Genomic DNA, 25,839 nt, shown 5'->3' with positions numbered 1-25,839 from the left:
GTCTGAGTGACCTGCGGGGTGACGCTGGTGATCAGCTCGCTGAGCTGGCGTAGATCGCTCTGCGGGTCGCGGCTCAAGCCGGATTGGCTGGCGATGATCTGGCTGAGCATCTGCGCCTTGTTCAGCAACTTGCCGATCAGCGCACTTTTGCTCAGCAGCGACGACTCCTGTTGCTGGGCCTTGAAGGCGGCGACCAGCTCGTCGCGCTTGGCGTCGAACGCGGCGACTTGTTCGGGGTCGGTGGCCATCGCGCGCAGGTCTTGCAGGCGCGCCAGCACGCTGTGTTCCAGGGTATTGATGCTGCTTTCCAGATCGCCCGCCTTGCCGGCTTGGCCGAGGGTCGCGTTGATCTGCACCTGGTTGTTGAGGGTTTCCAGGTCACGGCGCAAGGCCAGGCTGCTGCCGAGCAAATCCAGGCTTTGCAGTTCGATGCGAGTGCCCTGGAACTCACGCCAGGAGTCGCGCACCAGGAAATAGTTGGTCGCCAGCATCGGCAGCAGGAACAACACGCTGATCAAACTGAACTTCATGCCGAAGCTCAGGCGGTTCATCAGCGCGACGGCGGGATAGAGCAAGCTCTTCACAGGTGAACTCCCTTCCTATTATTTTTATTTGAGGCGCAGGGCGGCGGCAGATAGCCACTATTTGGCGCTCTGCTTGTATAGCTCAAATCGAAAGGGAGTTTTGTAACGTAAAGTTAACGAGCTGTGGGAGCAGGCTTGCTCCCACAGGGATTGACCGTGAGCGCTAGGGCAACACGGTCCAGATGGCGAAACCGGCATACCACAGCACCGCCGCGCGCAGCAGCAGTTCCCACAGGCGATCCAGGCTGTTGATGCCGTCGGCACCCACCACCGGTGGCGGGATTTCAGCGGCCACCAAGCCGACTTTTTCCACCAGTTGCGCGGCACTGATGTCCCAGCTCAACAACTCGTGGAGCATCACACGGCTGACCGCGACAAAGTTGCCCACCAAGGCAAAACTGGCCGCCAGCAAGCGCACCGGCAACCAGTCAAAGGCATGCCGCAGTTGCCCGGCACGCTCGACCACCAGAGGGTTCTGGCTGTGTTCACTGGCCAACGCCAGCAGGCGATAGGCCAAGGCCGCGACCGGGCCCAACAGGAAATACCAGAAAATCACCGCAAAAAAGCTCTGGAAGGCTTGCCACAAGAGATGCCCCTGAACACGCGCCAGCAATTGCTCGCCACTGTCGGCACCGACCTTCAGGTCACGCTCGGCCACATGCTCGGCGGCTTGCAGGTCGCCGCGCCGCCAGGCATCGCGGAATGGGCCGAGCCCCGCCAGCAGATCACCGCGCCCCAGGCTGTAGATCAGCACCAGCAGGTGTACCGGCAGCGCCAACAGGCCGTATGCCACGGGTTCCAGCACCAGCAGCAACAAAGCCAGCACGGCCACCGGCAGCAACACCAGCAGCGCCAGAATCAACCAGGGCTGTTTGCCGAGGCGCGGGCTCGATTCCAATCTCGCCAGTTCGCGCAGCCATCCGCCGTCGCGCTGCAATTTTTGGCGCAAGGCCGAGAACTTCTCGATCCAGACCGCCAGCACCAATACCAGGAAACTCATTGTGCGTGTTCTCCATCCTGCAGGGCGCTGCGAAAGCGCACCCAATCAAAAGCGGGCCCGGGATCGGTCTTGCGCCCCGGGGCGATATCGCTGTGACCACAAATGCGCTGACGGGTGATGCCCGGGTAAGTCGCCAGCAACTGACGTGTCAGGTCGATCAGTGACGCATATTGGGCATCGGTAAATGGCAGGTCATCCGTGCCTTCCAGTTCGATCCCCAGGGAAAAGTCATTGCACGTTTCGCGCCCCTCGAAGCTGGAAACCCCGGCGTGCCAGGCGCGGTCGAGGCAGGACACAAACTGCGTCACCGCTCCGTCGCGCTCAATCAGAAAATGCGCTGACACGCGTAGGTCAACAATCCCTTCATAGTAAGGATGTTCCGTGACATCCAGGCGATTCTGGAAAAATTCCTGCACCTTGCCGGTGGCGAACTGCGCCGGCGGCAGGCTGATGTTATGCACCACCAACAGCGAAACTTCGCCTGCGGGTCGCTCGTTGAAGTTGGGCGAAGGGCAATGACGAACACCCTGGCACCAACCGCTGACGGGGTCCAACTGCATACAGGTTCCTTGAGTGTGACCAATTGTGGCCAGTATGCCGCGTTCGGCCCTGTGGTTGCGATCACTTGCCGCGATTGAATTGACTCAGGTTACCCGTCACCGTCGCCAGCGCACGCTCGAACAGCGGGGCATCGTCCAGGATACGCAGCGCGCCACGCTTGAACGCCAGGGCCAGTTGGCCGGCGCTGTGCTCAAGCACCTTGAGCCCGCTGCGGTTGACGAAAACATAGCGATCGGCCGGCGCCATGATCGTGTTCAGTTTGCAGCGCAGGATGGTTTCCGGGGATTCCTCTAACTCCAGCCAAACGCCGATGCGCAATTGGCGCGCTTTGAGCAAGTCCGGGTCATCCGCCGCCAGGTCTTGCGCAGCATCGGGCAAGCCTGGGTCAAATACGAAGGGCTCGCGCACCTCGATCAACGTCTCGATACCTGCGAACGCCTGAACATGCAGGGCCTGCAACCGAACAAAGAACTCACGGGTGCTGAAGGGATCGAACGCCGCGCCGGTCAAACCGTTGCGCAACGCCTTGAGCAAACCCGGCAACTGCGCCAGCAAATGCCGTCCGGCCTCAGTGTCGTCCCGCAGGCTCACGCTCCAGATCAACTCGTCGAGGGTGCGCAGCTCCGTCTGCCACTGCACCGATTGCTCGCCGTGCTTGAGACTGGCCAGCAACAGCACCTGGCTCCAGGCCTGCTGCACAAACTGCACCACCGCCCGTGGCAGGACCTTGCCCAGCAAGCGCCGGTTCAGCACGTCGGCCACGCGCTGGCGGGCAGCGTCGGTACGCAGGCGTGCGGCCTCGGCGTCGCGGGTGTGCTGTTCGAGCAACGCACTGCGCCGGCGCTCGTCAGCGGTAAACGCGGAGAACTCCGACAGCAGTTCGGAAAAAATCGCCGGATCTTCGGCAAAGTCATTCAGCAGACGCTGCACCACCTGCTCGATGCGCAGGTACACGCCGTCACGCGAATAATCCTCAGCCGGGCTCCAACCGATGGCGGCGCTGCCGATTTCGTTGAGCAGCCGCCGCGCCGGATGGCTGGCGCGGCTGAAAAGGCTCTTGTCCAGCACCGCCAATTTCAGCATCGGGATCTGCAGGCGGGCGATCAAGGCCTTGAAGGCGTGCGGGACGGCGTGGTCATGGAGGATAAATTCGAACAACAGCGCGACCAGATTGATCACGTCTTCGTCGCACGCTTCCACGATTCTGGATTTGCCGCTCTTGACGCTGACACGCGTCAGCAGTTGCTTCAGTTGGTTGCGCAGATCGAAGTCATCCTCGACGCCCGGCTCCGGCACGTATTGCTGCAAATGGGACAGCAGGCGCAGTAGGTCGCGGGTGGCGATGGGCTGGAGCTCGGCGCTGGCTTCCAGGGTGGGCGCTACGCTGCCCCGCACAGCCGCCAGCAGTTCCCGCAGTTCGGCAAAGGCGTGCTGGCCGTTTTCATCGACCGGTTGATCCGCCGCCGGCAAGCGCTCTGAACGCTGATGCTCGCGCGCCACGCGCCCACCGGGGCGGCGGGCCGGCACCACCTTGAGTTCAGGCAGTACGCCCGTAGCGACCAGCAACTGATTGGCGTCTGCGTACAGGTGGTCGGCGTCGCTGAGCACGTATTTCTCAAAAAGTTTGAGCATGATCAGTTTGACGCGAATCTCCACGCCCAGGCTGCGTCCCGCGCGCAGAAAGAATTCGCACAACCGCGCCGGGCCCAGGGGGTTCTCACGGTCATCCATGTACCTGCCCAGCAAGGCACTCAGACGAGCAGTCAGTTGCTCCAGGGCCAGGCCGTCGCGTTGCCGTACCCGCCCGAGCATGGCGTCCAGCGCCAGTTTTTTTTCCAGATCATCACGTGAAGTGCCCGAGACCGCCTCGTAGGACACCACCGGCACCATCTGCAGCTCACTGCACCGCGCCACGCCCAGGTTAGCGAAGGCCTTGAAGAGCTGCTCCATGAACACGCGTTCGAAATTCTTGCGCTTGAGCCGCAGGTCGCGCATGGCTTCAAAGAAAATAGGATGGTCGACGTTGTTACGAGCCTTGTCGGCCATTTCGAACAGGCTGTCGTCAGCGTTATCGAACAGCTCCTGCAGACCTTGTTGCAGTTGCTGCGCAGCCTTGTCGCGAACCTGCAGCAACACCACCGGCAGCCGCGCGAGCGGCGATGGCGCGGTCTGTGCCTTATTGATCGGCACCACCTTTCCATCATTGTGCATCCTGGCCTCCTGAAACCGCGGTGTGGGTTGGGCAAAGATCGGCGACAGGCCCCTCTGGGCACTGCGTATACCCGGTGTTCACCAGGACGTCAAAGCTATGACGCCAATTGCAAGGCGCGAGATTATCTTGCAAATGAGGGGAGTTGCGCCAGTGAACTCTGTCATAACGATGTAAATGAGCAGGCCACTGGGTTCAAACGCACACTGCCCCTATAATCGCCGCACTTTGTTTGTGGAGCCTGTTATGCCGAATCTCCGTCTTGCCGACCTCACCGCCGAAATCGAAGCCAACGTGCGCCGCGCACTGCTGGAAGACATCGGCAGCGGCGACATCACCGCGCAATTGATCCCGGCCGAACGGCTGGCCAAGGCCACGATCATTACCCGCGATGCGGCTGTGATCGCCGGCACGGCCTGGGTGGACGCGGTGTTCCGCCAACTGGACCCACAAGTCGCAGTGCATTGGCAGGTGGCCGACGGTGAACGCGTCAGCCCCAACCAGGCACTGTTTCACCTCGAAGGCCCGGCACGTTCGCTGCTCAGCGGCGAACGCAGCGCACTGAACTTTCTGCAGATGCTCTCCGGCGTGGCCACGCGCGCCCAGTACCTGGCGGATTTCGTCGCGAGCACTCAGGTCAAGCTGCTGGACACACGCAAGACACTACCGGGCCTGCGCCTGGCGCAGAAATACGCCGTGACCTGCGGCGGTTGCCACAACCATCGCATCGGTTTGTATGACGCGTTCCTGATCAAGGAAAACCATATCGCCGCCTGTGGTGGCATTGCCCAGGCGATTTCGGCCGCGCACAAGATCGCCCCGGGCAAGCCGGTGGAAGTCGAAGTGGAAAGCCTGGACGAATTACGCGAAGCGTTGGCGGCGGGCGCCGATATCATCATGCTCGACGAACTGAGCCTGGACGACATGCGTGAAGCCGTGCGCCTGAACGGCGGCAAGGCCAAGCTGGAAGCCAGCGGCGGGATCAACGAAAAAACCCTGCTGCCCATCGCTGAAACCGGGGTGGACTACATCTCCATCGGCGCGATGACCAAGGATGTGAAGGCGGTGGACTTGTCGATGCGCCTCAGCCTCTGAAGCTCGTTGCAGGAGCCGGGTTGCCGGCTCCCGCAACAGCCGTTCAGACCACCAGGTTATTCATCTCGCAATACTCTTCCCATTCGACGCCGAGCACTTCAGCCGCCTCTTTGTGCAAGACCAGCCGTGCGGCTTCGAACTCGTCCGCGGTCGAGGTGTACTTGAGGGTCAGCTCCCATGGCTGAAGGCCCTGACTCTCGGCCTCGTCCTCAAATGCCCACTGAATCTGGTCGCGCTGATCGTCAGCGCTCAGGTCCTTGATCTCTTCTTTAAGTTGCGACGATTCCCCGAGGTATTTGTCGAGGGCTGCTTGGTGCCGAACTTCTTGGGTCATTTCAGTCGTGGTCATGTTGTTCTCTTAGATCTAGGAATGGGGATGCATCTGGGTCATCAAGGTTGCGCAGATACAAAAGAGCGGGCACGAATGCCGACTCGCCTGGCCTTCAGAACCATTCTGGGATCATCTGAAAACGGTGTTGCCTTGGTGCCCGAGACAGGAATCGAACCTGCGACCTTCGCGTTACGAGTGCGCTGCTCTACCGGCTGAGCTACACGGGCGGTGGGCTAAAGCTAGCACCGCATCGGGCGTCCGGCAACTCACTGACGTCGCAGGGCAATCACCCCTTGAGCCCAGAAGCGCGGCTGCAGGTGCTGGTTGCCGTCCTCAAGATAATCTTGCTGGGCTTGCTCGATGTGCGGCGCATCACGCATCACGACCCACACCAGCAACCCAACGGACAGCACACCCGCCACTCGCCACCCTCGCCAGGCCCATGGCAGCGACGCGCCAGGTGCGGCGCGCCACACGTGCAGTGCCATCAACCAGCCCACCACCAGCGCCAACCAGACCTGCGAGTTGGGCATCACGATGACGCCGTCGACCATCGCTTGCGTGAGCGCACCGAGCAACGCCGCGAACAGGCACCCACGCAGCACGTCCGCACGCTCTGTGGAACAGGCACGCGCCCGCAGTACGCCGAGGGTGGCCCAGCCGCCGCGCCACGCCAAAACAGCCACGCACAGGGCCGATGGGACACCCCACTCGCTGGCCCATTGCAGGATCGCCTGGTGCGGATGCGCGGCGATCGGGTTGGCGATATCCGCGAAGTGCATCGGCCCAAACCCCAGCCACGGACGCTCGACGATCATGTGCCAGGCCTGCAACCAGATCGGGCCACGCCCCGACAGCGAAGTGGTGAGGCGATCGCTGACGCCACTCCCGACCTCAACGCCCAGCACGCCCGCCAACAACGTGAAAAACGTCCCATACAGCAACAAGCCGCCGCACACCGCGGCCAATTGCCACGCCAACCAGCGTCGCCCCCAGGGCCCGAGCAGTGCCAACGCCACACCCGCCACCGCCATGCCGAGCCAGGTACCACGAGTACCGCCGCTGATCGCAATCAACCACCAGATACACAGCAACGCAAACGCAGCGCCGCGCACCGAGCGGGAGACCTTGGGCATCAGCAAGGGCAGCGCCAGCAACGGCAGGGTGAAGGTCTGGAATTGACCGTAGAAACGCTTGTTGGAAAACCCGGACAGCAGCGCATCCGGATCAACAACCCGCGCGCCACTGGTGAAGGCGAGCGCGCCTGCGTACAGGTATTGGATCGACTTGATCAGGCACAGCAGCAGCACAATCAGGATCAGCACGCGGTCCAAAGGCTCACCCGCGTGCCGGCGCAGCAGGGCAACCGCGACGGCGATCGCCCCACAACTGATGAACAGCGCAACCTCGGTGAAGGCCCAGAGCGGCTGATGGGCCAGTGCCGATGACACCAGGCCCAGCACAACGATCAGCGCCAGGCCCAGCGCCGTCGGCCGGTCCACCAGACGCTCGACGGGAACGACCGTCAGCCCATACACCACCGCGCACAGGCCCATGGCCACCTGCATCGCGCGCTGCCAATCATGCCCGCTGAACGGTGCGCAGATACCCAGCGTGAGCAAGCACGCCGCAATCACCAGGAAAATAGTGTCGCGCTGCTGCGGGGATAACGACATCAGCCACCTTTACGTCCGTGTGGAGGGTTTGGCAGTCATGCCCCGTCGGCGCCACACCCTTTGGCGGCGTACTTGGCCTCTGCCGTCGTGGTGCATTTCCAGCCGGTGGTGGCGCTGCGCGTCAGGGTGATGGTCTTGCCCAGTACCGGTGCCGGGGCGTCGAGTATTTCGCAACCGATGGAACCGGCGCCGGTGGCGACATCCCCAGTCACATCGATTTTGCAGTTGGCCGTCGGGCTGGTGCCACCGATCAATGGCACGGTAGGCGGCGTGCCTTGGTTGAATACATCCTCATAGCCGGCTTTCAACGCCGTGATTTCAGCCAGCCCCGCCGTGAACTTGGCCTTGGCCTGGTGCGTGGTGTACATGGGCAAGCCAATGGTGGCCAAAATGCCGATGATTGCCACGACGATCAACAACTCGATCAAAGTAAAACCTTTCTGACGCATCACATTGCTCTCCAGAATAAAACCCATGACAAGGCGCGTCCTGCGCCCCGTATTGTGCAGCCGCGCCAGTGTACTCACCCGCGAGCGGCCAATCGCGTACAAGACGCACAATCTGACATTTTATCGTTGAACGCCGAGCAGTCCGAATCCGTCACCTGACTACGCTATAAAGATTCGACAACCTGTGTGCGGAACAGAGACATGAACAACGCTTCCACGACATACGCCTGGGAAGGCATCAACCGCCAGGGACGCAGGGTGAGCGGGCAAGCCATCGGCCACGACCTCGCGCTGATCAAGGCACAACTGCGTCAGCAAGGGATTTGCCCAGGCTGCGTGCGCAAGCAATCTCGCGGCCTGCCGAGCCTCACTCCACCGATCAAACCGGCGGATATTGCCCTGTTCACCCGCCAGTTGGCGACGCTGCTGAAGGCCGGCATTCCGTTACTGCAAGCCTTCGACGTCATCAGCGAAGGCTTCGACAACCGCCACATGTGCAAGCTGGTAAATGGCTTGAAACAGGAGATCGGCGCCGGCAATAACCTGGCGTCGGCATTGCGCAAACAGCCGCGTTACTTCAATGACTTGTACTGCAACCTGGTGGCCGCGGGTGAGCAGGCCGGTGCCCTGGAAACCCTGTTGGAGCGAGTGGCGGTTCACCTGGAAAAGAGCGAACGGCTCAAGGCCAGGATCAAGAAAGCCATGACCTACCCCATCGCCGTCATCGCCGTCGCCAGCCTTGTCAGCAGTCTCTTGCTGATCCATGTGGTGCCGCAGTTCCAGAACCTGTTCGCCGGAGTCGACAGCAAGCTGCCCGGTTTTACCCTGCATGTGATTGCCTTGTCCGAGTTCCTGCAACAAGCCTGGTGGATGCTGGCGCTCAGCCTCGGTGCGGGAGGTTTCGGGGTGCGCCAGGCCTATCGCGCATCGCCCGGTTTTCGCCATTGGCTGGATGCCGGTTTGTTGAAAGCGCCCCTGGCAGGCACACTGCTGAAAAAGTCGGCAGTCGCCCGCTACGCCCGCACGCTTTCGACTACGTTCGCGGCCGGAGTGCCGTTGGTGCAGGCCCTGGACTCAGTGGCCGCCGCTGCCGGCAACCAGCTATTCAAACAGGCTATCGAGCATATGCGTCACGATGTATCCACAGGCATGCCGTTGAACCGATCCATGGCCTCCAGCGGCCTGTTTCCCGGCATGGCGATCCAGATGACGGCGATTGGCGAAGAATCCGGCACCCTGGAGCACATGCTGGAAAAGGTCGCGAGCCACTACGAGTCTGACGTCGACAACCTGGTCGACCACCTCACCAGCCTGATGGAACCGCTGATCATGGTGGTGCTCGGAGGGATTGTCGGCGCCTTGGTAATCGCCCTGTACCTGCCGGTCTTCCAACTCGGTACGGCATTTTGAACCTGCTGCTGAGCCAGCAGCCGTGGGCCTTTGTCGTCATGGCTCTGGTGCTGGGCCTGATCGTGGGCAGCTTCCTCAACGTGCTGGTGTGGCGCCTGCCGAAAATGCTCGAACGCGAATGGCGCGCGCAGGCCCATGAGGTGCTCGGTTTGCCCGGCGATCCCGTCGGGCCGAGATACAACCTGATGCAGCCCAATTCCTGCTGCCCACACTGCAATCAGCCGATTCGGCCCTGGGAAAACATCCCGCTGCTCAGCTACCTGATGCTCCGGGGCCGTTGTACGCATTGCCGCGAAGCGATCAGCGTGCGTTATCCCTTTACCGAACTGGCGTGCGCAGTGATCTCGGCCGTGGTGGCCTGGCATTTCGGCTTTGGCTGGCAAGCCGGCGCGGTGATGCTGTTGAGCTGGGGCTTACTGGCAATGAGCTTGATCGACGTGGACCACCAACTGCTGCCCGACGTGCTGGTCCTGCCGCTGTTGTGGCTGGGGCTGATGCTTAACAGTATCGGGTTGCTGGTGCCCCTGCCCGACGCACTGTGGGGCGCGGTGATCGGGTACATGAGCCTGTGGACGGTGTTCTGGCTGTTCAAGCTGGCCACCGGCAAGGACGGCATGGGCTACGGCGACTTCAAGTTGTTGGCGCTGCTCGGCGCCTGGGGCGGCTGGCAAATCCTGCCGATGACGTTGCTGATCTCATCGCTGGTGGGCGTGTGCGGCGGGCTGATCCTGCTGCGCCGGAGCAAGACCCAGACCTCCGCGCCGATGCCGTTTGGTCCCTATCTGGCAATTGCCGGCTGGATTGCCGTGCTCTGGGGTGGTCAAATAACCGACTTCTATTTGCAGTCTGTCGGTTTCAGATGACCACTCCTGTTGCAACACCCTGGATTCTTGGCCTTACGGGCGGCATCGGCAGCGGCAAAAGCGCTGCGGCCCAGCACTTCAGCGACCTCGGCGTAGACCTGGTAGATGCCGATCACGCCGCCCGCTGGGTGGTCGAGCCTGGCCGGCCGGCACTCGCCAGTATTGTCGAACACTTCGGTGCCGGCGTGCTGCAGCCCGACGGCCAGTTGGACCGCGCCGCATTGCGCAAGCTGATCTTTGAAGTGCCGCAAGAGCGCCGCTGGCTGGAAGCCTTGCTGCACCCGTTGATTGGCGAGGAGATTCGCAACCACCTGGCGCGAGCGCGCTCGCCTTACGCGATCCTGGTGTCGCCGCTGCTGATCGAATCCGGCCAGTACCGCATGACCCAGCGCATCCTGGTGATCGACGTGCCGCAATCCGTGCAGATTCAGCGTACCCTGCAGCGCGACGGCATCAGCGAACAACAGGTGCAGGCGATACTCAAGGCCCAGTCCAGCCGCGAAGACCGCCTGAGCCATGCCGATGACGTGCTGGTCAATGACCGCGACCTCGCCTGGTTGCACAGCGAGGTCGAGCGACTGCACCACTTTTACCTTACTTTGCGTGGAGGCCGATCATGAGCCAACCCTTGACCGTCGAATGCCCAACCTGCGGCGCACCCGTGGAATGGAAAGCGACCAACCTCAACCGGCCGTTCTGCTCGGACCGTTGCAAACTCATCGACCTGGGGGCCTGGGCCGCGGAGGAACATAAGATCCCCGTGACTCAGGACGCCGAAGACGAGCTGTTTTCCGAAGAACTGCCACCGCGCCATTAAGGCCGCATAAAGGCATATTCCTGCTGGTCGTCGAGGTTCTCTGCAAGGTATTGCAGCTCGTCGGCCAGGTCTTCGAAACTGCGCACACCCTTGCTCTGCTGCACCACCGCGCTGAGCATCGCGCGCAAGGTCAAGCCTGGGTCAAAACCGATTTCTTGTGCCGCGTCCTGGCTTCTGTGCAACTCCTGACGTGCCCATTCATACACACTCATGATCCGCGCTCCCGCCTTGCTCAGGAAAAGTTTCACAAAGCATGGGCCAGCCAAGCTGGGCGCGATTTGATCTGGGTCAAGTCTGCGAATCGTCATCTTTCCAGGGCGCCGAGAGGTAGCGAGTGCGGTTGAATGTCTCCAGCCATTCCGGGCAAAACACCACCAGGGCGCTGATCACCATGCCGTTGATGAAGGCCTCGGGAAAGATGATCAGCCACAGGTAGCCGACAAAATCCTCGAGCCATTCCGGCATCGCGAAACGCCCGTCGAACCACAGCAACCCCAGCCCAGCCAACAGGCAGAGCAACGCCGACAATGCGGCGGCGAAAAAACCGGAACAGAAGATGTAGACGAAAGGGTTGCGCGGTTGTGCCCGCTCGACAAACACCGCGCAGGTTTCAGTGACCAGCACCGGCAGCACGATCAACAGCAGACCGTTGATACCCATCGCAGCCAGGTCCTGGCGGCCCAGTAACAGCAAGCCCAGTTGCGCGGCAAAACCGCCGACGATTGCCAGCGGCCAGTCGAGCAGCAGGGTCACGGCCGTCATACCGATAAAGTGGTAGGAGACCCCCGTATCGAAGTCGCGCCTCACCAACCACAACATGAATAACGCAAACACCGTACCGAACAGCAAGTGCTGACGCCGCCGGTCAGCAAACAGCTCGACCCATGGCGAACGCAGGATCGCCCATAGCAGCACTGGCGCGTACAACAGCCAGCCGATGCTGAGGGTTTGCGGCGCCAGCACCGCCGCACTGATCACGGTTTCACCTGCTCCAGTGCCTCACGCAGCTCAGCAGCAGAGCCGTACTCGTGGCGTGCTGTCAGTTTGCCGTTATCCAATTGCAGCCACAGCACCTTATCCACCGGCGCGGGATATCGCGGAGCGATGCGTGCGTCCCGGTCCAGCATGACTCGGTAGTTGTAGGACTGCATGGCCGGCACCGCGAACAGCTTGGCGACCAGCCGAGGCATACGCTGGATATCCGCGACAAACACCCCATGCCGCGCTTCAAGATAGCCTTTGGGCTGGCCCTGCAGGGCCGCGTCCACCAGCTTGGCGGCATCCATGCCGCGGGCCACCAACAGGATCTGTGCCTGGTCATCCAGGGTGTAAGCCTGGTCGAACTGATCCAGCAGCGTCCAGGGTGCCACACGCTCACCCACTTCTACCGCCTGGGCCCACACGGGCAACAGGCTCAACAACAGCACTGCGAAAAACTTCACTGCACACCTCATGCTTGGGAGAAAGTCGAGTCGACAGTCTACACCGGGCTTTAGCGCAGGGACTTTCTACGGCCTGAATGGATGTGGGAAAACGGTAGCAGTCACTATATGTTCAATGATGACGGCCCAAAAATCTGCCCGCCCGGAGATATCTGGCGTGGAAAACTCGATCAGCGCATTCCGATAAAACGACAACGCAGGCGGCAAGAGGACACACTCGCCGCCTTTAGTCGCGTCTTCCACGCATCGCTAACTAAGCACTGAACCGCTTGATCCAATCCAGGCTTTCAACCGTGAGGCCGGTAGGCCGGTATTCACAGCCGATCCATCCCTGATAACCGCGTTGCTCTAGTGCAGTGAACAAGGCGCAGACGTCCATGCTCCCCGTCCCCGGCTGGTGACGACCCGGACAGTCGGCGATTTGCACATGAACGGTTCGTTCGTAAAAACGAGCCAGGACATCAGCCGCGTCTCCCGTCAGGAGCTGGGCGTGGTACAGATCAAGAATCAGCCCGACACTCGGGAAAGTCTCCAGGACTAGCTGCGCCTTGCTGAAGTCGGACATGTAATAGCCCGGCATTTCCTGCACGCAGATGACTTCGATCAGTGGACGCAAACCCTGGTCTTCAAGGTATTTCACCGCGTATTCCAGGTTTCCGCCGTACACGAGCGCCGCGTCATCCTGAGTGGTAACGCCCGACATGATGTGGACGTCCGAACACGCCAGTGCCTTTGCATAGCTGGCGGCCTGGAGCAAGCCGCTGCGAAAATCATCTTCCTTGCCATGCAACGCCGCGATGCCTTTGGTCACGCCGGTCGGCGCAGCAAATTGAATCAACGGCAGGTTGTGTTGCGCCAAATGATCTGCAAGCAGGCTCGCGTCGAACGCATAAGGCGACGGGAATTCAACCGCGCGAAAACCAGCAGCGGCGGCGGCTTCGATGCGTTGCAGGAATGGCAATTCATTGAATTGAAAGCCAAGGTGAGCGTTGAATTTAAGCATAGGGCAGGTATCCGTCCTGGAAAGGAGCTTCAAAAGGTTGTTCAACACGTGCCTGCGCCTTTGGCGCAGACACTCGGCGCTGCTTGGTATGGTATTTTCCCACCCCAGTTCGATTGGGGGGCCGGCCCCGATAGGAACAGACTGACACCGACCATTCGAGAGAGAGCCTGTGATCAAGAAAGACCTTGCCTTGCAGTTGGCGCCGCAGGTCATCGACATGGTTCGCGCCCGGTCGATGCGGGCCGGTGAGCCCTTGCGCGAGCAGACGTTCGCGCAAGCGCTGGGTGTTTCGCGCTCGCCTATCCGACGAGTGTTTGCCTTGCTTGCCGAGTGGAATCTTGCGACCCAAGAGCCCAATCGCGGCTACTTTCTGAAACAAGACGCCGGGGAGATCCAGGCATCCGCATTCCCTCTCGCCAGCGACCCTTTCGAAGACTTTTATCTTCGCGTAGTCGACGACATTTTGGCTGGCGAAATACCTAGCCACTTTTTCGAAGCGCAGCTGTTGCGGCGTTACGAAGTGCCCCGAGGGCAATTGCTCAAGGTGTTGAACAGACTGGCTGGCGAAGCCATGGTGGAGCGCAAACCGGGGCAAGGATGGGAGCTCAAAGACTTCGTGCATAACACGAAGGCTCACATCCAGAGCTACCGCTTTCGCATGGCTATCGAGCCGGCCGCCCTGCTCGAACCCGGCTATCAGGTAAACCAAGCCGCGTTTGCCAGCGCCAGGCAGCAGCAACAGGCCCTGATTGATGGGGGGATCAACACGCTGTCCCGTGCCCAACTGTTCCAGATCGGCGCCCAGTTTCACGAACTGATCGTGCAGTGCTCGGGGAATGTCTTTTTCATTGATGCCCTGCGCCAGCAGAACCAGCTCCGGCGCTTCATGGGCTACAAAGCGAATATCGATCGCAGTCGCCTTGTGACGCAATGTCAGGAACACATCCATCTGCTCGACCTCATCGAGTCCGGCCGCCGCGAAGAAGCCGCGCAATTTCTCTGGAGGCACCTGGACGAAGTGGGCCGACTCAAAACTCATCAGGGCATCCTGCCAAACAATGATGGGATCTAGAGAACACCGCTGACGTTGATAGGAGCGCGCGCTCTGAAATTCGTGCATCAGCTTAGCATGATTGTTTCCCATGACAACAGGATACAAAATGGCGACCAGTAGACTTTCTCCTTTCGCGATAGAGTTTGTTTTTAAGATCACATTTGGGCGCTAAGCTGCACGCATGGATGACTCAGATTATTTGCGCCTGCTCACCGTAGCAGCCGAACAAGCCAATGCGTTCCTGTCCAATGCCCGCAAATGGGAGCGTGAGCGCTGGGTCTGCCAGCGCCTGCTGCAAGGCCTGAACGTGCCGTACCGCGCCGAAGAGTTTCATGCCGCCGGGCAAGAACCGCCGGACGTGCTGTTTCGTGACGCCAGTTTCGAGGTGTTTTTCGTGCTGGACGAGGGACGCCGCCTGAACGATGAATGGCGCGACGAATTGCTGCGCCGACGCAGTGCGTTCTCCCTCAGCCAACTGGTCAGGCGCGAAGCCAAGCCACGACGGATTCCGGCCCATGAATTCCTGCTGCGCCTGGCGCCGACCCTGCGCAAAAAAGCGCACAACTACAAGGAACGCGGGATGGACTTGGGCGAACTGGATATCGTCGCCTTCGCCAGCCTTAAACGCGAGGTGTTGGACCTCAACAGTCATTTCCCGCCGCCCACTGAATACCTGCGCCAGGGCTGGCGCTCGCTGTCGCTGGTGGGGCCGACGTTTGCCCGGGTGCTGTTCGCCCACCCGGACGCGCCGGATTTCTTGCGCAACAATCTGGGGCGCAGCATCGTGTTCGACGTAGGCATCAGCCTATGACTCGGGCACAGGCTACGCTTATGGCGATATCGCCAACCGCCTGACTGTAATGTGGCGCCCTTTTGCAACGTCTACCTGACGAGGCCTTATATGACCAGCCGCCTGAACCCCGACGACCAACAGCATGTCGAAGAGTACCTGCAACTCTCCCAGAACCGAGTCGAGCGCAAGCCTTTCCGGCCGTGGCTGCTCCTTGGCCTGGTGCTGGTGGTGGTGATCGGGCTCGGCCTGCTGAGCCGCCTTTTGAGTTACCTGACGCTATGAGCTGCCTGGCGCTCGCGGGGGTAACTGCTCCGATTTTTTTTAGCCTTGCGAGATATCCCCATGACCCATCGTATTATTGTCGTCGGCGGCGGTGCCGGCGGCCTGGAGTTGGCTACCCGCCTGGGTAACACTCTGGGCAAGCGCGGCAGCGCCAGCATCACGCTGGTGGACACCAACCTGACCCATATCTGGAAACCGCTGCTACACGAAGTGGCCGCCGGTTCGCTGAACTCTTCGGAAGACGAACTCAATTATGTCGCCCAGGCGAAATGGAACCACTTCGAGTTCCAACTGGGGCGCATGAGCGGGCTCGACCGGGAACAGAAGAAAATCCAACTGGCCGCGACCCTCGACGAAGAAGGCCGCGAGCTAGTGCCTGCACGCGTGCTCGACTACGACAGCCTGGTGATCGCAGTCGGCAGTACCACCAACGATTTCGGCACCGAAGGCGCGGCACAACACTGCCTGTTCCTCGACACGCGCAAACAGGCGGAGCGCTTCCATCAGCAACTGCTCAATCACTATCTGCGCGCCCATGCCGGGCAAACCGACGCGGTGGAAAAAATCAGCGTCGCCATCGTCGGTGCCGGCGCCACCGGGGTTGAGCTGGCGGCCGAACTGCATAACGCCGCCCATGAACTGGCGGCCTATGGCCTGGACCGGATCAAACCGGAAAACATGCACATCACCCTGATCGAAGCCGGCCCACGGGTCTTGCCTGCCCTGCCGGAGCGGATCGGCGGGCCTGTGCATAAAACCCTCGAGAAGCTCGGCGTGACGGTGCTGACCAACTCCGCGGTCAGCGAAGTGACGGCCGACGCATTGATCACCAGCAGCGGCCAAGTGATCCCGGCCAGCCTGAAAGTGTGGGCCGCCGGCATCCGCGCACCAGGCTTCCTCAAGGACATCGACGGTCTGGAAACCAACCGCATCAATCAACTGCAGGTGCTGCCGACGCTGCAAACCACCCGCGATGAAAACATCTTCGCCTTCGGTGACTGCGCCGCCTGCCCGCAACCCGGCACCGACCGCAACGTACCGCCACGGGCCCAGGCTGCGCACCAGCAGGCTTCATTGCTGGCCAAATCGTTGAAGCTGCGGATCGACGGCAAGGACCTGCCGTCGTACAAGTACACCGACTATGGCTCGCTGATCTCGCTGTCGCGTTTCTCGGCGGTGGGTAACTTGATGGGCAACCTGACAGGCAGCGTGATGCTGGAGGGCTGGCTGGCGCGGATGTTCTATGTGTCGCTGTACCGCATGCACCAAATGGCGCTGTATGGCGTCTTCCGCACGGCGATGCTGATGCTGGGCAGCAGGATTGGGCGCGGAACTGAGCCGCGGCTCAAACTTCACTAAACACGCAGTCCATGTGGGAGGGGGCTTGCTCCCGAAAGCGGAGCAGTTGGAGCATCTTTGACTGACCCACCGCTATCGGGGGCAAGTCCCCTCCCACATTTTATTTTCAGTGCTCTCACGTTTTGGGCACAAAAAAAATCCCCGTATCTTTCGATACGAGGATTTTTAATATGGTCGGGGTAAGGGGATTCGAACTCCTGACATCCTGCTCCCAAAGCAGGCGCGCTACCGGACTGCGCTATACCCCGGTAAAAAAAGGCGACCTCTCAGCCGCCTTCTTCGATCAGAGCTTTTGGCCGCTGATCTTAAGATCTGATTCCAGCGTTAACTGGTTTCAAAAATGGTGGGTCGTGTGGGATTCGAACCTACGACCAATTGGTTAAAAGCCAACTGCTCTACCAACTGAGCTAACGACCCAAAAATGGTCGGGGTAAGGGGATTCGAACTCCTGACATCCTGCTCCCAAAGCAGGCGCGCTACCGGACTGCGCTATACCCCGGTTTTGAAATTGGCTCCGTGACCAGGACTCGAACCTGGGACCCAATGATTAACAGTCATTTGCTCTACCGACTGAGCTATCACGGAACTACACATTTCAAATGTACAACTTTTACTGCGATGTAACCTTCTCTTCGACCCTTCCGTATCGCTACGTTAGCGTCTCTGAGGCGCGCTATTCTACAATCTTAAAAACCCCTGTCAACCCCTTAAATTGCTTTTAAGACAATGATTTGCGCTTCTTTCTGATTTCTTCTTGGGGAGAAGAAACCCGTGGGCTGACGTTGCTGCGGGGCGCACTTTACAAGCCTTTGCCTTACAGTTCAACGCCCTATCGAAAAAAAAGGCCTCGCAATGCGAGGCCTTCACTTTATAGCCCTACTGACTGGACTCAGTGGAAGACGATTTCGTCGTTCTCCACCGTGGCCTTGACGCTGGTGCCTGGCATAAAGCTGCCCGACAGAATCAACTGGGCCAGCGGGTTTTCGATCCAGCGCTGAATCGCACGCTTCAATGGCCGTGCGCCATACACCGGGTCGTAACCGACTGCGATCAGCTTGTCCAACGCCTCGCGGCTCAGCTCCAGCGACAGCTCGCGCTCGGCCAGACGGCTGCGCAGGCGGCCCAACTGGATCTCGGTGATACCCGCAATCTGATCCCGTGCCAACGGCTCGAAGATCACCACTTCATCGACCCGGTTGATGAATTCCGGGCGGAAGTGCGTGGTCAGCGCATCCATCACCGCGGCGCGCTGCGCTTCACGATCGCCCACCAGTTCCTGGATCTGCACCGACCCCAGGTTGGAGGTCATCACGATCACCGTGTTGCGGAAATCCACAGTACGCCCGTGGCTGTCCGTCAACCGGCCGTCTTCCAGCACCTGCAGCAAGATGTTGAACACATCCGGGTGGGCCTTCTCGACCTCATCCAGCAGGATCACCGAGTAAGGCTTGCGCCGTACCGCTTCGGTCAGGTAACCGCCTTCCTCGTAGCCTACGTAGCCCGGTGGCGCCCCGATCAGGCGAGCCACGGAATGTTTCTCCATGAACTCGGACATATCGATCCGTACCATGGCCTCTTCGGTATCGAAGAGGAACTCGGCCAAGGCCTTGCACAGCTCGGTCTTACCCACACCGGTCGGGCCGAGGAACATGAACGAGCCACTCGGACGATTCGGATCGGACAACCCGGCACGGGAACGCCGCACCGCGTTGGACACTGCCACCACCGCCTCTTCCTGGCCGATCACGCGCTGGTGCAACAGGCTTTCCATCTTCATCAGCTTGTCGCGCTCACCTTCGAGCATTTTCGACACAGGGATACCGGTCCACTTCGAGACGACCTCGGCAATTTCTTCCTCGGTCACCTTGCTGCGCAGCAATTGGTTCTCGCTGTGACCATGCTGGTCGACCATCTGCAGGCTGCGCTCCAGGTCCGGGATCACCCCGTACTGCAACTCGGCCATGCGGTTCAGGTCGCCCTTACGGCGTGCGGCTTCCAGCTCCTGGCGCGACTGCTCGATCTTTTGCTGGATCTGCGCCGAACCCTGCACTTCGGCTTTTTCCGCGTTCCAGATTTCTTCGAGGTCCGAATACTCGCGTTCCAGACGAAGGATTTCTTCCTGGAGTTTTTCCAGGCGTTTTTTCGCCGCTTCGTCCTCTTCTTTTTTCAGTGCCTGGGATTCGACTTTCAGTTGAATCAGGCGCCGATCCAGACGGTCGAGCACTTCCGGCTTGGAATCGATCTCCATACGGATACGGCTGGCCGCTTCGTCGATCAGGTCGATGGCTTTGTCGGGCAGTTGCCGGTCGGTGATATAGCGATGGCTCAATTTGGCCGCCGCAATGATCGCGCCGTCAGTGATCGCCACCTTATGGTGGACCTCATAGCGTTCTTTCAGGCCCCGCAGGATCGCGATGGTGTCTTCTTCGCTCGGCTCTTCCACCAACACTTTCTGGAAACGCCGCTCTAGGGCCGCATCCTTCTCGATGTACTGGCGGTATTCGTTGAGCGTAGTTGCACCCACACAGTGCAACTCGCCCCGCGCCAAGGCAGGCTTGAGCATGTTGCCAGCGTCCATCGAGCCTTCGCCTTTACCGGCGCCGACCATGGTGTGCAGCTCGTCGATAAACAGAATGATCTGCCCTTCCTGCTTCGACAGCTCGTTAAGCAGGGACTTGAGGCGCTCTTCGAACTCGCCACGGAATTTGGCGCCGGCGATCAGCGATCCCATGTCCAGCGACAGCAAACGCTTGCCTTTCAGGCCGTCCGGTACTTCACCGTTGATGATGCGCTGGGCCAAGCCCTCTGCGATCGCGGTTTTACCCACGCCTGGCTCACCGATCAGCACGGGGTTGTTCTTGGTGCGACGCTGCAGAACCTGGATGGTGCGACGAATTTCGTCGTCACGGCCGATCACCGGGTCAAGCTTGCCTTCTTCGGCACGCTTGGTCAGGTCGACAGTGTATTTATCCAGGGCCTGGCGCGACTCCTCGTGGTTGGGGTCGTTCACCGCTTCGCCGCCACGCAGGTTGTTGATGGCGTTTTCCAGGGCTTTTTTGCTCACGCCCTGGCCCAGCAACAATTTGCCGAGCTTGCTGTTTTCGTCCATGGCGGCGAGCAGCACCAGCTCGCTGGAGATGAACTGGTCGCCCTTCTGCTGGGCCAGACGGTCCGCTTGATTGAGCAGGCGCGCCAAATCCTGGGACATATTCACGTCGCCGGTAGGATTCTGGATTTTCGGCAGTTGGTCGAGCTCTTTGCTCAACTCCTTGCGCAGGCTGTTGACGTCGAAGCCCACCTGCATCAGCAAGGGCTTGATAGAACCACCTTGCTGTTCCAGGAGCGCCTGCATCAAGTGTGCAGGCTCAATGGCCGGGTGGTCGAGGCCGACCGCCAGGGATTGGGAGTCAGATAAGGCCAATTGCAATTTACTGGTTAAACGATCAATACGCATTAGTCACCTTCCTTTTGAGCAGGCCGGAGCTACAAACACATCCTAAATGAAGAAACCTGCCAGATAGCCCTATAGATGTGGTCGATTCTGGGAGATTCAAGCGTCGGACAGTTGACGTAGATCAGAAGAGTCTAGCGCTCCAGCCAAATAAGGGAGGCGAACCGACCCGTGCGTGGACTGCGACGGTAAGAAAAAAAGCGCGGATCGCTCACGGTGCAGTACCCGCCGCCGTAAACGGCGGTGATACCGCGTGCGGCCAGGCGCAGACGAGCCAGTTGGTAGATGTCGGCCATGAACTTGCCGGGATTGCGGCTGGGCACAAAGGCTTGGGCGGTGCTCGGCAGTTGCTGCACGAATGCTTCCCGCACTTCCGGGCCGACTTCGAAGGCTTGCGGGCCAATGGCCGGGCCCAACCAGACCAATACGTCAGCAGGCTCGGTTTCCAGGCTTTCGACTGCGGCTTCGAGCACGCCTGCGGCCAAGCCACGCCAACCCGCATGAGCAGCGGCGACGCGCGTGCCGGCGCGGTTGCAGAACAGCGCAGGCAAGCAATCAGCAGTCATGGAGGTGCAGGCGATGCCCGGCGTACTGGTCCAACTGCCATCGGCTTCGGCAATACGCCCGGGGTCGGCTTCGACCACGCTTACTCCGTGGACTTGGCGCAGCCAGGCCGGCTGGATATGAAAGGCTTCGGTGAGGCGACGGCGATTCTCAAGCACAGCCTCAGGGCTGTCCTCGACGTGATCGCCCAGGTTGAGGCTGTCGAACGGCGCCAGGCTGACGCCGCCCGCACGGGTAGTGACGCAGGCCTTGACCTGAGCCGGCGCGGGCCAGTCAGGAATCAGCCAGTCACTCACCCGACAAATGCCTCGCGATCCTGCTTGAGCAGCGACAGCAACCAGACCAGATCGTCCGGCAGAGGCGATTCCCAGCTCATCCGCTTACCGCTCGTCGGATGATCCAGCTCCAGGAAACGCGCATGCAGCGCCTGGCGCGGGAAGGATTTCAGCGATTCAACCATGGTGGCACTGGCCGCTGGCGGAATACGGAAGCGACCACCGTAGGCAGGATCTCCGACCAACGGGAAGTTGATGTGCGCCATGTGTACGCGAATCTGGTGGGTACGGCCGGTTTCCAGCTTGACCCGCACATGGGTGTGGGAGCGGAAACGCTCCAGCACACGGTAGTGGCTAACGGCCTGTTTGCCGCCTTCCATCACCGCCATACGCTGGCGCTGCTGGCCGTGCCGGCCGATAGGCGCGTTGATTTTGCCACCCGCCACCACGACGCCGATCACGATGCACTCGTAGATCCGGCTGACGCTGCGGCTCTGCAACTGTGTAACCAGCTGCGTCTGGGCTTGAATGGTCTTGGCCACCACCATCAAGCCGGTCGTGTCCTTGTCCAGGCGGTGTACGATGCCGCAGCGCGGGACATTGATGATGTCCGGCACGTGGTGCAACAGGGCATTGAGCAAGGTGCCATCAGCGTGCCCGGCCGCCGGGTGTACCACCAGGCCTGCGGGTTTGTTGATGACCAGGATGTCGTCGTCTTCATAGACGATGTCCAGCTCGATGTCCTGGGCGACCCATTCTCCCTGGGCTTCCTGCTCGGCAGTCAGCTCAAGAATCGCACCGCCATGGACTATGTCTCGCGGGCGGATAACCGCTCCATCCACAGTCAGGCGGCCGTCTTTGATCCAGGCGGAAAGGCGCGAGCGCGAGTGCTCAGCGAATAATTGTGCGGCGACTTGATCGAGGCGTTGGCCGCCCAATTCGGACGGCACCTCTGCGCGAAGTTCAATTTTATCGGACATGCTCAGACTAGGCGTGGCACAGCCTTTGGTTTCGGCTGCGCGCTTGTGGTTAAATACGGCGTCTTTTGCCCCGATGCTTTCAACGGGGCGCTCATCATAACAGGACGGCCCCGCCCAAGACAGCGGCCGTCATAGGGACGCAAGCCGCCATGCAAGTGAAACACCTGCTGCTGATCGCCATCCTCGCCATGACTGCTGCTTGCTCGTCAACAAAGGAAGTCGTCGACGAAAACCTGAGCGAAGTCGAGCTGTATCAACAAGCTCAAAAAGACTTGGACAATAATAGCTACACCAGCGCCACAGCCAAGCTGAAGGCCCTGGAGTCGCGCTATCCGTTCGGGCGCTATGCCGACCAGGCCCAGCTCGAGCTGATCTACGCCAACTACAAGAACGCCGAGCCGGAAGCTGCCAAGTCCGCCGCCGAGCGTTTTATCCGCCTGCACCCGCAGCACCCGAACGTGGACTACGCCTACTACCTCAAGGGCCTGACCTCGTTCGACCAGGACGTGGGCCTGCTGGCGCGCTTCCTGCCGCTGGACATGACCAAGCGTGACCCGGGCGCTGCCCGCGACTCCTACAACGAGTTCGCCCAGTTGACCAGCCGCTACCCCAACAGCCGCTACGCGCCGGACGCCAAGCAGCGCATGATCTACCTGCGCAACCTGCTGGCCGCCTACGAAATCCACGTAGCCCATTACTACCTGACCCGTCAGGCCTACGTGGCCGCTGCCAACCGCGGCCGTTATGTCGTGGAAAACTTCCAGGAAACCCCTTCCGTGGGTGACGGCCTGGCGGTGATGACCGAGGCTTACCAGCGCCTGCACCTGGACGCCCTGGCGACCACCAGCCTGGAAACCCTGAAGCTCAACTACCCGGACCACCCTAGCCTGAAAGACGGCCAGTTCGTGCCTCAGGTTGCCGAAGCCGACAACCGTTCGTGGCTGAGCAAGTACACCCTGGGCCTGATCGAGTCCCGTCCACCGCTGCCGCCGGGAGAAACCCGCGCCAACCAGGACGTGGTCAAGCAGTTCCAGGACGCCAAGGAAGCCATCCCTGCGGACCTCAAGCCCCATGATGAAAATGGCGATGTGATCGAAGAGGAAGCGCCGCAAGCCCTGGGCAACAACCAGGACCGCTCGTGGTTCAGCTACATGACCTTCGGCGTGTTCGACTGATCATTCGACGCAACGTAAAAAGGGAGCCCTTCGGGGCTCCCTTTTTTATGCGCAAGCATTATTGCGCTGTGCGCCTGCCACGTCCTTGGCTAAACTGGCGCATTCCTTGTCGAGAAACTACCCATCATGGTTCGTCTACTGTTCTGGATTGCCGTCATTGCTGCCGCGGTATGGTTCTGGCGCAAATTCAAAAACCCGGCCATCAAACAGCAGCGCTCCGGCGAACCCGACGCCACGCCGATGGTGCGCTGCGCTCACTGCGGCGTGCATCTGCCGCAGGACCGGGCACTGAGCTCACGGCAAGAATGGTATTGCACCCAGGCGCACCTGGAACAAGGGCCGAAAGCTATCCAACGTTGATCCGACCTGCCGGCGCATAGGGTGCCGGGTCGATGATCGGCGTGCACTCCAGCAGCAAATCGGCGAATAACTGGCAGGACGCCGGTGCCAGCACGAGGCCGTTGCGATAATGCCCGCAATTGAGCCACAGCCCGTTGAAACCAGGGACCGGGCCGATGTAGGGAATACCTTCCGGCGAGCCTGGCCGCAGGCCCGCCCAATGGCCCACCACCTCGGCATCCGCCAAGGCGGGAATCAACTCCACGGCCGAAGCCTTCAGGCTCTCCAGCGCCGACTCGGTCGGCGTCTTGTCGAACCCTTCATGTTCCAGGGTACTGCCAATCAGAATGTGCCCGTCACGCCGGGGGATCGCATAACGCCCCTTGGCCAGGACCATGCTCGACAGAAAATCCGAGGCGCATTTGTACAGAATCATCTGGCCTTTGACCGGCTCAACCGGCAGTGACAATCCCAGTTTGCCCAGCAATTCTCCACTCCAGGCACCCGCCGCAAGCACGACCTGATCACCAAGAACCGGCCCAGTGGGCGTATTCACCCCGACGACGTTGTCGCCGTCCAACACAAACCCGTCAACTTCGCACTGCTCGTGAACCGTCACGCCAGGGAGCGCCAACAGCGCCGCCTTGAGAGATTTGATCAGGCGCGGGTTGCGCACATTCGCCACATTTTCCATGTAGATCGCCTGGGAGTACCCACCGCCGAGCACCGGAACCGCATCATGGACGGCCGACACAGCCACCTTGCTCAACGGTCGCCCTTCGCGCGCGGCCCAGGCCAGCGCGTCGGCTTCATCTTCCAGGTCCAGCCAGTAGAGGCCGGTGGTGTGAACCTGCGGGTCAACGCCGGTATCAGCAAACAAGCGCTCGGCCAGTTGTGGATAAAAGTCCTGGGACCAATGGGCCAAAGCCGTGACCGCCGGGCTGTAGCGCCACGGATACAGGGGCGAGACAATGCCGCCACCTGCCCACGAGGACTCCTGCCCAAGCCCCGAGCGCTCCAGCAGTACGACCGCCTGCCCCTGGGTCGCCAGATTGAACGCCGTCAACAAGCCGATTACTCCGCCACCGACAACCACCACTCGCTGTTGCTTAGCCATCATTTGATCCAGCCGATAAAAAGGGAAAAGCGCACTCGGCGCCCACTCATTCAGCACACCCATCACTGCCCCCAGCACGCCTTGCGTGACATTCCCGGCGCCGCTCCCGGATTGGTTCGCACACCGGAACTGGTCAGGCTGAATGCCCCGCAAGCGTCGCCCGCCATGACAGAGTCGACGCCAGGTGTGGCCAGCAGGCTGAAATCCTGAGGGTTCAATACTGCAGCGATTCTATAGCGATCATTGCCAACGCTGACGCCGCTTGCATCAATAAAACTGCCGTTCTTCGTGTAATACCGCTCCAGATGCTGAGCGTGCTCGGTCAACAGCACGACAATTTCCGCGCGGTAGGCCCTGTTTACATGGCCGACATACCCCGGATAAGCGATACCGGCCAGCACAGCGATGATCGCTACGGCGATCAGTAATTCAATCAACGTAAAACCCTGGCTATCCATGCCCATTGCACTGCTCCTTAATAAAGTTGTCGCCACATCACTCGCCGAAACCGCGAGCGCCCGCCTTCGTCCACCCGTGCATACATGGCCTCCAGCACCGTGCGCGACTGGCCACTGAACCCCACCGCCGTGACCCGATACACCATTGCCGGCATCTGCGGGGGCAAGTGAACCAGCCCCACCGCCGGCCCGAGCGCTTGAACAGCGTAGAGACCGCCGCTCATGGCAACCCAGTTCACCGTCGAAACGGGATGGGTTCCAGGACTTATCACCGAAGACGATTCGCGCGGCGGCGCACAGGTGATGATCGACGAGCACACAGGCCGCGCACCACCGGCCTGACGCACACTCGCCTCCCCCAGCCTCAGGCCACTTTCGGCACTTTGCAGCGACTGGTTACGGTGCCAGACACTGCTGGCGACCTTCTGCTGGGACACCGCACCTTGCATCGAAGACAATCCGATCATCGATAGCAACAACAGGAACACCAGACTGATCAGCAGCACCATGCCCGCCTGCCGTCGTTCAACAATGCGAAACAGCGTCATGATC

The 25,839-nt window shown here is 60.6% G+C and carries 27 protein-coding genes and 5 tRNA genes; 11 read left to right on the top strand and 21 right to left on the bottom strand.

The features are described 5' to 3' along the window. Window positions 1–747: 747 nt before the first annotated feature. From ampE to J2Y83_RS03595, 3 genes are all read right to left on the bottom strand, one after another. Entirely contained in the window at window positions 748–1,584 is an 837-nt protein-coding gene (gene ampE, locus J2Y83_RS03605; RefSeq protein ID WP_253393364.1) for a regulatory signaling modulator protein AmpE, read from the bottom strand. Then, window positions 1,581–2,144: a 1,6-anhydro-N-acetylmuramyl-L-alanine amidase AmpD gene (ampD, locus tag J2Y83_RS03600; protein WP_253393363.1), complete on the bottom strand. Its 564-nt coding sequence runs from the start codon at window positions 2,142–2,144 to the stop codon at window positions 1,581–1,583. The genes ampE and ampD overlap by 4 nt, the downstream gene beginning before the upstream one ends. 61 nt (window positions 2,145–2,205) lie before the next feature. Beyond that, complete coding sequence (locus J2Y83_RS03595; protein WP_253393362.1) at window positions 2,206–4,356, bottom strand: DUF1631 domain-containing protein; 2,151 nt, start codon at window positions 4,354–4,356, stop codon at window positions 2,206–2,208. 244 nt (window positions 4,357–4,600) lie between these two features. On the opposite strand from J2Y83_RS03595, the gene nadC reads away from it, so the two are divergent. After that, window positions 4,601–5,449, top strand: coding sequence for a carboxylating nicotinate-nucleotide diphosphorylase (gene nadC, locus J2Y83_RS03590; protein ID WP_253393361.1), 849 nt, complete (start codon window positions 4,601–4,603; stop codon window positions 5,447–5,449). A 43-nt stretch (window positions 5,450–5,492) separates the two neighbouring features. On the opposite strand, the gene J2Y83_RS03585 is transcribed toward nadC, so the two are convergent. The 4 genes from J2Y83_RS03585 to J2Y83_RS03570 form a co-directional block, all read right to left on the bottom strand. After that, complete coding sequence (locus tag J2Y83_RS03585; RefSeq protein WP_253393360.1) at window positions 5,493–5,798, bottom strand: DUF6388 family protein; 306 nt, start codon at window positions 5,796–5,798, stop codon at window positions 5,493–5,495. A gap of 133 nt (window positions 5,799–5,931) precedes the next feature. Next, window positions 5,932–6,007, bottom strand: a tRNA-Thr gene (locus J2Y83_RS03580). A gap of 39 nt (window positions 6,008–6,046) precedes the next feature. Next, complete coding sequence (locus tag J2Y83_RS03575) at window positions 6,047–7,456, bottom strand: O-antigen ligase family protein (RefSeq protein WP_253393359.1); 1,410 nt, start codon at window positions 7,454–7,456, stop codon at window positions 6,047–6,049. Between the two features lie 35 nt (window positions 7,457–7,491). Further along, complete coding sequence (locus tag J2Y83_RS03570; protein ID WP_301295088.1) at window positions 7,492–7,905, bottom strand: pilin; 414 nt, start codon at window positions 7,903–7,905, stop codon at window positions 7,492–7,494. A gap of 201 nt (window positions 7,906–8,106) precedes the next feature. Between J2Y83_RS03570 and J2Y83_RS03565 the strand changes: the two genes are divergently transcribed. From J2Y83_RS03565 to yacG, 4 genes are read left to right on the top strand one after another with little or no spacing between them, the layout of a single operon-like run. After that, on the top strand, window positions 8,107–9,315 hold the full coding sequence (locus J2Y83_RS03565) for a type II secretion system F family protein (protein ID WP_253393358.1): 1,209 nt from the start codon (window positions 8,107–8,109) through the stop codon (window positions 9,313–9,315). Next, window positions 9,312–10,178 carry a prepilin peptidase gene (locus J2Y83_RS03560; RefSeq protein ID WP_253393357.1) on the top strand — a complete coding sequence of 289 codons (867 nt, stop codon included), beginning with the start codon at window positions 9,312–9,314 and terminating at the stop codon, window positions 10,176–10,178. Before J2Y83_RS03565 ends, J2Y83_RS03560 begins: the two co-directional genes overlap by 4 nt. After that, window positions 10,175–10,798 (top strand): dephospho-CoA kinase, encoded by a 624-nt coding sequence (gene coaE, locus J2Y83_RS03555; RefSeq protein ID WP_253393356.1) that lies wholly within the window; start codon window positions 10,175–10,177, stop codon window positions 10,796–10,798. Before J2Y83_RS03560 ends, coaE begins: the two co-directional genes overlap by 4 nt. Next, on the top strand, window positions 10,795–10,995 hold the full coding sequence (gene yacG, locus J2Y83_RS03550; RefSeq protein ID WP_253393355.1) for a DNA gyrase inhibitor YacG: 201 nt from the start codon (window positions 10,795–10,797) through the stop codon (window positions 10,993–10,995). Before coaE ends, yacG begins: the two co-directional genes overlap by 4 nt. On the opposite strand, the gene J2Y83_RS03545 is transcribed toward yacG, so the two are convergent. The 4 genes from J2Y83_RS03545 to J2Y83_RS03530 form a co-directional block, all read right to left on the bottom strand. Then, a complete protein-coding gene (locus J2Y83_RS03545) occupies window positions 10,992–11,207 on the bottom strand; it encodes a hypothetical protein (protein ID WP_247396658.1) in 216 nt (71 codons plus the stop codon). The genes yacG and J2Y83_RS03545 overlap by 4 nt on opposite strands. Window positions 11,208–11,283: 76 nt before the next feature. After that, window positions 11,284–11,973 (bottom strand): energy-coupling factor ABC transporter permease, encoded by a 690-nt coding sequence (locus tag J2Y83_RS03540; RefSeq protein ID WP_253393354.1) that lies wholly within the window; start codon window positions 11,971–11,973, stop codon window positions 11,284–11,286. Beyond that, window positions 11,970–12,437, bottom strand: a complete 468-nt coding sequence (locus tag J2Y83_RS03535) for an FAD/FMN-containing dehydrogenase (protein WP_253393353.1) — start codon at window positions 12,435–12,437, stop codon at window positions 11,970–11,972. Before J2Y83_RS03535 ends, J2Y83_RS03540 begins: the two co-directional genes overlap by 4 nt. Before the next feature lie 253 nt (window positions 12,438–12,690). Continuing rightward, window positions 12,691–13,440 carry a hydroxypyruvate isomerase family protein gene (locus tag J2Y83_RS03530; RefSeq protein WP_253393352.1) on the bottom strand — a complete coding sequence of 250 codons (750 nt, stop codon included), beginning with the start codon at window positions 13,438–13,440 and terminating at the stop codon, window positions 12,691–12,693. 169 nt (window positions 13,441–13,609) lie between these two features. On the opposite strand from J2Y83_RS03530, the gene J2Y83_RS03525 reads away from it, so the two are divergent. The 4 genes from J2Y83_RS03525 to J2Y83_RS03510 all read left to right on the top strand — a co-directional run bounded on the left by J2Y83_RS03525 (window position 13,610) and on the right by J2Y83_RS03510 (window position 16,928). Further along, window positions 13,610–14,512: a GntR family transcriptional regulator gene (locus J2Y83_RS03525; RefSeq protein WP_253393351.1), complete on the top strand. Its 903-nt coding sequence runs from the start codon at window positions 13,610–13,612 to the stop codon at window positions 14,510–14,512. A gap of 163 nt (window positions 14,513–14,675) precedes the next feature. Next, on the top strand, window positions 14,676–15,305 hold the full coding sequence (locus tag J2Y83_RS03520) for a DUF1780 domain-containing protein (protein WP_017845475.1): 630 nt from the start codon (window positions 14,676–14,678) through the stop codon (window positions 15,303–15,305). Between the two features lie 90 nt (window positions 15,306–15,395). After that, the gene (locus J2Y83_RS03515) at window positions 15,396–15,569 is read left to right on the top strand and encodes a DUF3094 family protein (protein ID WP_247396670.1); all 174 of its coding nucleotides are present in this window, start codon (window positions 15,396–15,398) and stop codon (window positions 15,567–15,569) included. Between the two features lie 60 nt (window positions 15,570–15,629). Further along, window positions 15,630–16,928: an NAD(P)/FAD-dependent oxidoreductase gene (locus J2Y83_RS03510; protein ID WP_253393350.1), complete on the top strand. Its 1,299-nt coding sequence runs from the start codon at window positions 15,630–15,632 to the stop codon at window positions 16,926–16,928. Window positions 16,929–17,099: 171 nt separating this feature from the next. Here the strand turns inward: J2Y83_RS03510 and J2Y83_RS03505 are convergent. The 7 genes from J2Y83_RS03505 to rluD form a co-directional block, all read right to left on the bottom strand. Then, a tRNA-Pro gene (locus tag J2Y83_RS03505) sits at window positions 17,100–17,176 on the bottom strand. A 93-nt stretch (window positions 17,177–17,269) separates the two neighbouring features. Next, window positions 17,270–17,345 (bottom strand) — tRNA-Lys (locus tag J2Y83_RS03500). Window positions 17,346–17,350: 5 nt separating this feature from the next. Then, a tRNA-Pro gene (locus J2Y83_RS03495) sits at window positions 17,351–17,427 on the bottom strand. A gap of 10 nt (window positions 17,428–17,437) precedes the next feature. Further along, window positions 17,438–17,513, bottom strand: a tRNA-Asn gene (locus J2Y83_RS03490). 304 nt (window positions 17,514–17,817) lie between these two features. Continuing rightward, window positions 17,818–20,382 carry an ATP-dependent chaperone ClpB gene (gene clpB / locus J2Y83_RS03485; protein ID WP_253393349.1) on the bottom strand — a complete coding sequence of 855 codons (2,565 nt, stop codon included), beginning with the start codon at window positions 20,380–20,382 and terminating at the stop codon, window positions 17,818–17,820. Window positions 20,383–20,513: 131 nt separating this feature from the next. Then, complete coding sequence (gene pgeF, locus J2Y83_RS03480; RefSeq protein ID WP_253393348.1) at window positions 20,514–21,239, bottom strand: peptidoglycan editing factor PgeF; 726 nt, start codon at window positions 21,237–21,239, stop codon at window positions 20,514–20,516. Further along, window positions 21,236–22,198: a 23S rRNA pseudouridine(1911/1915/1917) synthase RluD gene (rluD, locus tag J2Y83_RS03475; RefSeq protein ID WP_253393347.1), complete on the bottom strand. Its 963-nt coding sequence runs from the start codon at window positions 22,196–22,198 to the stop codon at window positions 21,236–21,238. Before rluD ends, pgeF begins: the two co-directional genes overlap by 4 nt. Window positions 22,199–22,347: 149 nt before the next feature. Here rluD and J2Y83_RS03470 point away from each other — a divergent pair, with 149 nt between their 5' ends. Together J2Y83_RS03470 and J2Y83_RS03465 are read left to right on the top strand one after the other, a co-directional pair. Beyond that, entirely contained in the window at window positions 22,348–23,373 is a 1,026-nt protein-coding gene (locus J2Y83_RS03470) for an outer membrane protein assembly factor BamD (RefSeq protein ID WP_247396683.1), read from the top strand. A 126-nt stretch (window positions 23,374–23,499) separates the two neighbouring features. Then, window positions 23,500–23,733: a PP0621 family protein gene (locus tag J2Y83_RS03465; RefSeq protein ID WP_253393346.1), complete on the top strand. Its 234-nt coding sequence runs from the start codon at window positions 23,500–23,502 to the stop codon at window positions 23,731–23,733. On the opposite strand, the gene thiO is transcribed toward J2Y83_RS03465, so the two are convergent. The 3 genes from thiO to J2Y83_RS03450 form a co-directional block, all read right to left on the bottom strand. After that, window positions 23,720–24,829 carry a glycine oxidase ThiO gene (gene thiO / locus J2Y83_RS03460; RefSeq protein ID WP_253393345.1) on the bottom strand — a complete coding sequence of 370 codons (1,110 nt, stop codon included), beginning with the start codon at window positions 24,827–24,829 and terminating at the stop codon, window positions 23,720–23,722. The two genes, J2Y83_RS03465 and thiO, sit on opposite strands and share 14 nt — an antisense overlap. A 62-nt stretch (window positions 24,830–24,891) precedes the next feature. Then, on the bottom strand, window positions 24,892–25,293 hold the full coding sequence (locus J2Y83_RS03455; RefSeq protein WP_301294884.1) for a type IV pilin protein: 402 nt from the start codon (window positions 25,291–25,293) through the stop codon (window positions 24,892–24,894). 11 nt (window positions 25,294–25,304) lie between these two features. Further along, entirely contained in the window at window positions 25,305–25,835 is a 531-nt protein-coding gene (locus tag J2Y83_RS03450; protein ID WP_253393344.1) for a pilus assembly PilX family protein, read from the bottom strand. Between the last annotated feature and the right edge of the window lie 4 nt (window positions 25,836–25,839).

It is taken from the genome of Pseudomonas marginalis (genome assembly GCF_024169655.1).
GTDB lineage: Bacteria > Pseudomonadota > Gammaproteobacteria > Pseudomonadales > Pseudomonadaceae > Aquipseudomonas > Aquipseudomonas paraveronii.
This window is presented reverse-complemented; position numbering and strand designations above follow the sequence as displayed.

Bases quoted from the DNA above. Each gene is read 5' to 3' on its own strand.
- ampE (WP_253393364.1), bottom strand. From the start codon at position 1,584: ATGAGTTTCCTGGTATTGGTGCTGGCGGTCTGGATCGAGAAGTTCTCG.
- ampD (WP_253393363.1), bottom strand. From the start codon at position 2,144: ATGCAGTTGGACCCCGTCAGCGGTTGGTGCCAGGGTGTTCGTCATTGC.
- J2Y83_RS03595 (WP_253393362.1), bottom strand. From the start codon at position 4,356: ATGCACAATGATGGAAAGGTGGTGCCGATCAATAAGGCACAGACCGCG.
- nadC (WP_253393361.1), top strand. From the start codon at position 4,601: ATGCCGAATCTCCGTCTTGCCGACCTCACCGCCGAAATCGAAGCCAAC.
- J2Y83_RS03585 (WP_253393360.1), bottom strand. From the start codon at position 5,798: ATGACCACGACTGAAATGACCCAAGAAGTTCGGCACCAAGCAGCCCTC.
- J2Y83_RS03575 (WP_253393359.1), bottom strand. From the start codon at position 7,456: ATGTCGTTATCCCCGCAGCAGCGCGACACTATTTTCCTGGTGATTGCG.
- J2Y83_RS03570 (WP_301295088.1), bottom strand. From the start codon at position 7,905: ATGCGTCAGAAAGGTTTTACTTTGATCGAGTTGTTGATCGTCGTGGCA.
- J2Y83_RS03565 (WP_253393358.1), top strand. From the start codon at position 8,107: ATGAACAACGCTTCCACGACATACGCCTGGGAAGGCATCAACCGCCAG.
- coaE (WP_253393356.1), top strand. From the start codon at position 10,175: ATGACCACTCCTGTTGCAACACCCTGGATTCTTGGCCTTACGGGCGGC.
- yacG (WP_253393355.1), top strand. From the start codon at position 10,795: ATGAGCCAACCCTTGACCGTCGAATGCCCAACCTGCGGCGCACCCGTG.
- J2Y83_RS03545 (WP_247396658.1), bottom strand. From the start codon at position 11,207: ATGAGTGTGTATGAATGGGCACGTCAGGAGTTGCACAGAAGCCAGGAC.
- J2Y83_RS03530 (WP_253393352.1), bottom strand. From the start codon at position 13,440: ATGCTTAAATTCAACGCTCACCTTGGCTTTCAATTCAATGAATTGCCA.
- J2Y83_RS03520 (WP_017845475.1), top strand. From the start codon at position 14,676: ATGGATGACTCAGATTATTTGCGCCTGCTCACCGTAGCAGCCGAACAA.
- J2Y83_RS03515 (WP_247396670.1), top strand. From the start codon at position 15,396: ATGACCAGCCGCCTGAACCCCGACGACCAACAGCATGTCGAAGAGTAC.
- J2Y83_RS03510 (WP_253393350.1), top strand. From the start codon at position 15,630: ATGACCCATCGTATTATTGTCGTCGGCGGCGGTGCCGGCGGCCTGGAG.
- clpB (WP_253393349.1), bottom strand. From the start codon at position 20,382: ATGCGTATTGATCGTTTAACCAGTAAATTGCAATTGGCCTTATCTGAC.
- rluD (WP_253393347.1), bottom strand. From the start codon at position 22,198: ATGTCCGATAAAATTGAACTTCGCGCAGAGGTGCCGTCCGAATTGGGC.
- J2Y83_RS03470 (WP_247396683.1), top strand. From the start codon at position 22,348: ATGCAAGTGAAACACCTGCTGCTGATCGCCATCCTCGCCATGACTGCT.
- J2Y83_RS03465 (WP_253393346.1), top strand. From the start codon at position 23,500: ATGGTTCGTCTACTGTTCTGGATTGCCGTCATTGCTGCCGCGGTATGG.
- thiO (WP_253393345.1), bottom strand. From the start codon at position 24,829: ATGGCTAAGCAACAGCGAGTGGTGGTTGTCGGTGGCGGAGTAATCGGC.
- J2Y83_RS03455 (WP_301294884.1), bottom strand. From the start codon at position 25,293: ATGGGCATGGATAGCCAGGGTTTTACGTTGATTGAATTACTGATCGCC.
- J2Y83_RS03450 (WP_253393344.1), bottom strand. From the start codon at position 25,835: ATGACGCTGTTTCGCATTGTTGAACGACGGCAGGCGGGCATGGTGCTG.